At 69.1% G+C, this 4,211-nt stretch carries 3 protein-coding genes; all 3 read right to left on the minus strand.

Going from position 1 to position 4,211, the window contains the following annotated elements; translation table 11 throughout:
* Positions 1-364 precede the first annotated feature (364 nt).
* Positions 365-2,281 carry a biotin carboxylase N-terminal domain-containing protein gene (locus JWP60_RS00415; protein WP_299785282.1) on the minus strand — a complete coding sequence of 639 codons (1,917 nt, stop codon included), beginning with the start codon at positions 2,279-2,281 and terminating at the stop codon, positions 365-367.
* A 22-nt stretch (positions 2,282-2,303) separates the two neighbouring features.
* Positions 2,304-3,476, minus strand: coding sequence for an acyl-CoA dehydrogenase family protein (locus JWP60_RS00420; protein WP_299785278.1), 1,173 nt, complete (start codon positions 3,474-3,476; stop codon positions 2,304-2,306).
* 9 nt (positions 3,477-3,485) lie between these two features.
* Positions 3,486-4,211 (minus strand): carboxyl transferase domain-containing protein (locus JWP60_RS00425; RefSeq protein ID WP_299785280.1); only part of this gene is annotated, 726 nt, incomplete at its 5' end.

Consider the following 4,211-nt stretch of genomic DNA (forward strand, 5'->3'; position numbering starts at 1 on the left):
AAGGGGTGGCGCCTGCGCTGGCCGGTCTTGCGGCCCAGCGCTCCTACGAGAGCGCGCAGCGCGTATCGAGGAGCGCGTACGTTTCTGATTCGCGAAGCTGTTCGAGTTCGCAGTTGGGCCGCAGGCCCAACTGCAGACGAGTTCTTCGCGTGGGCCGCAAGACCGGCCAGCGCAGGTTTGCCCGATCGCGTTCACGCGATCGGGACGCCACCCCGCGGGCCCGCACCGCACAGCGTCTTGCGCGACCGCCCTGCTGCTTCACAGGCAAGTGGAGAACGGGCCAGGCAGCAAAGCTGCGGCATTGCGGACAGCAATGGGCCAAGCCCGGGATGGCATTCTTGCAGCGCTCCTTGCACCCTGGACGTCAGCCGGGCGCCTCCAGCGTCAGCAGAACCTGCCCTGACGCGACCTGCTGCCCCGTCTCCACTTCGACGCTGCGCACAACGCCATCGCGCTGCGCGACCAGCGCGTGCTCCAGCTTCATCGACTCCACGACTACCAGCGTCTCGCCCTTGCGCACCGATGCGCCGGGCTGCGCGTGCACCGCGACCACCTTGCCGCTGAAGGGAACGTGCAGTTCGTCGGTCACCGCGGTCTCGCTGGCCGGCGGCGGGTCGAAGGACGCGTCGCGCAGGAACAGGTCGACCGCGCCGACCTGCACATGCCAGCGCCCCGGGGCCAGCGTCGCGACCTGGGCCTGGCCGGCGGCGATGCCCTCGGCCTCGCACAGCGGCACGTCGAAGTGCATGTCGCGATGGCCAATGCGCAGCGGCCGCTGGAACGGCGAGGCGAGTGCCGGGGCGGCGCCGTGCGGCAGCAGCGCGGAGAAAGCGGCTTCGGCCGCCACGCCGAACTCCTCCTGCTCCAGTTGCCGGCGCAAGGATTCGCCGTGCTCCGCGAGAAACGGGATACGCGCTTCGCCCCTGGCGAACACGGGGTGCCGCAAGGCGGAGGCCAGGAAGCGCCGATTGGTGGGCAGGCCCAGGATCTGCAGGCGACCGAGCGCGGACGTCAGGCGCGAAATGGCCTCGGCACGGGTCGGCGCATGGGAGATCAGCTTGCCGAGAAGCGGGTCGTAGTGCGTGGAAACCGTGAGGCCGCGCTCGATCGCGTGATCGAAACGCAAGGGAGCGCCCCCACCCCCACCTGCACCCCAGGAAAAAGGCGAGCCATTTTCCTGTGGGCCCCGGCTACCTTCCCCCAGAGGCGGAGGGAGGAAATGCAAGACCGTGCCGGCATGGGGCGTGAAGTCCTCGTCCTCCGCGCAGAGGCGCACCTCGATGGCGTGGCCGTCGAAGCGCACTTCCTGCTGGCGGCAGGGCAGGCGTTCGCCGCAGGCGATGCGCAGTTGCCATTCGACCAGGTCGAGGCCGGTGACCATCTCGGTCACCGGGTGCTCCACCTGCAGCCGCGTGTTCATCTCCATCAGGTAGAACGCGCTGTCCTCATCCAGCAGGAACTCCACCGTCCCCGCGCCCACATACCCCGCCGCGCGCGCCAGTTCGATCGCCGCCTCACCCATCGCCTCGCGCAGCTGCGGCGACAGGCCGGGAGCCGGCGTCTCCTCGATGATCTTCTGGTGGCGGCGCTGCACCGAGCCATCGCGCTCGCCCAGATGGATGCAGTTGCCGTGCAGGTCGGCGAACACCTGCACCTCCACGTGCCTCGCCTGCGGCAGCGCCGCCTCGATCAGCAGTTCGCCCGAACCGAACGCCGACTGCGCCTCCGAGCGCGCCGAATGCAACGCCGCGGGCAGTTGCGCCGCATCGCTCACCAGTCGCATGCCGCGGCCGCCGCCACCGGCCGCGGCCTTCACCATCAAGGGGAAGCCGATCTCGCCCGCCGCGGCGATCAGTCGAAGGTCCGAGGGATCGTTGCCTTCGCAACCAGGCAGCACCGGGATGCCGCGGGCGCGCGCCAGCTCCCGTGCGCGCGCCTTGTTGCCCAGCGTGCGGATCGCCTCGGTGGGCGGCCCGATCCAGGTCAGGCCCGCGTCCTCCAGTGCCTGCGCGAAGTCCGCGTTCTCGCTGAGGAATCCGTAGCCCGGATGCACCGCATCGGCGCCGGCCTGGCGCGCGGCGGAAACCAGCTTGTCGATGCGCAGGTAGGAATCCGCAGCGGCACTGCCCCCGATCGGCAGCGCGAAGGTCGCTTCACGCACGTGCAGCGCGCCGCGATCGGGCACCGAATACACCGCCACCGTCTCGATGCCCATGCGCTGCGCCGTGCGGATGATGCGGCGCGCGATCTCGCCGCGATTGGCGACCAGCAGGCGGGAGATGCGGGGCACGGCCAGGCGGTTCTCAGTGCGGCGGGCGCTTGGCGAGGCCCATGGTCCTGGCGATGATGGCCAGCATTACCTCGTCGGCGCCGCCGCCGATCGACACCAGCCGGCCGTCGCGGAACATGCGCGAGACCTTGTTCTCCCACGTGTAGCCCATGCCACCCCAGAACTGCAGGCAGGTGTCGGGCACCACGCGGTTCAGGCGGCCGGCCTTCAGCTTGGCCATGGACGCAAGCTCCAGCACGTCCTGCCCTTGCACGTACAGGTCGCAGGCCTGATAGGTCAGCGCCCGCAGCGCTGCCACCTCGGTCTTCAATTCGGCCATCTTGAACTGCACCCATTGCTGGTCGGCCAGGCGCGCGCCGAAGATCTTGCGCTGCTGCGCCCATTCGACGGTCCAGGCGATGCAGTTCGTGAGGGACTGCAGGCAATTCGCCGCCGCCCACAGGCGCTCCTCCTGGAACTGCTGCATCTGGTAGACGAAGCCCTGCCCCTCTTCGCCGATGCGGTAATGCTGCGGGACGCGCACCTCGTCGAAGTGGATCAGCCCGGTGTCGGAGCTGTTCATGCCGATCTTGCGGATCTTGCGCGCGACCTCGATGCCCGGACGCAGCTTGCCCCGCTCGCGCAGCGGCACGATCACCAGGCTCTTGTTGCGATGCACGGGCCCCTCGCCCGTGTTCACCAGCATGCACATCCAGTCGGCCTGCAGGCTGTTGGTGATCCACATCTTCTGGCCGGTGATCAGGTAGTCGCCGCCATCCTTGCGCGCCCGGCTGCGGATCGCGGCGACGTCGCTGCCGGCCTCCGGCTCGCTCACGCCCACGCAGGCCACCAGGTCGCCGGCAATGGCAGGCGCCAGGAACTCGCGCCTGAGCGCATCGCTGCCGAAGCGCGCCAGCGCCGGCGTCGCCATGTCGGTCTGCACGCCGATGGCCATGGGCACGCCGCCGCATTCGATGTGGCCCAGCGCTTCGGCCATCGCCATCGCATAGGACCAGTCGAGGCCGGCACCGCCGTATTCCTGCGGCTTGGTCAGCCCCAGCAGCCCGAGGTCGCCGAGGCGCTTGAAGACCTGGTGGGCCGGAAAGATCTCCGCGGCCTCCCATTCGTCGACCTGCGGATTGATCTCGTCGGCGATGAAGCGCTGCAGCGTCTTCTGCAGTTCCAGGTGTTCGTGGCTGTACTGCATGCGGCCTCCTTACATGCGCGCGACGCCGAACTGCACGGCGCGCGGCGACTTCGCTTGTGCTTCCGCCATCGTCTCGAGGCAGAACGCCAGCACGGCGCGCGTGTCGCGCGGGTCGATCACGCCGTCATCGAGCAGCAGGCCCGAGGTGCGAAAGGCATCGGCCTGCGATTCGAACAGTTCGACGATCCGATCGAACTGCGCTTGCGCCTGCGCCGGATCGGGCGTGCGGCCCTTGCGGGCCGCCGCTGCCTCGCTGACGATCTGCATGGTGCGCGCGGCCTGCTCGCCGCCCATCACGGCGGTGCGCGCGCCCGGCCAGCTGAAAAGAAAGCGCGGCGCGTAGGCGCGGCCGCACATGCCGTAGTTGCCGGCGCCGAAGGAGGCGCCGCACTGGATCGTGAGTTGCGGCACCGTGGCATTGCTCACGGCCTGGATCATCTTGCTGCCATGCTTGATCATGCCGGCCCGCTCGCTCTCCACGCCCACCATGTAGCCGGTCGTGTTCTGCAGGTAGACGATGGGATGTCCGAGCTGGCACATCCACTGGATGAAGTGCGTGGCCTTGTTGGCGCCGGCCACGTCGATAGCCCCGTTGTTGCCGATCAAGCCGACCGCGTGGCCGGCGATGCTTGCCTGCGCGCAGACGGTGGCCGGGCCGTAGAGCGACTTGAATTCGAGCAGGGAAGCATCGTCCGCGAGGCGAAGCATGATCTCGCGGGAGTCGACGGGTTCGCG

Origin of the sequence: Ramlibacter sp., assembly GCF_028291745.1 — a bacterium.
Classification (GTDB): Bacteria; Pseudomonadota; Gammaproteobacteria; order Burkholderiales; family Burkholderiaceae_C; genus Ramlibacter.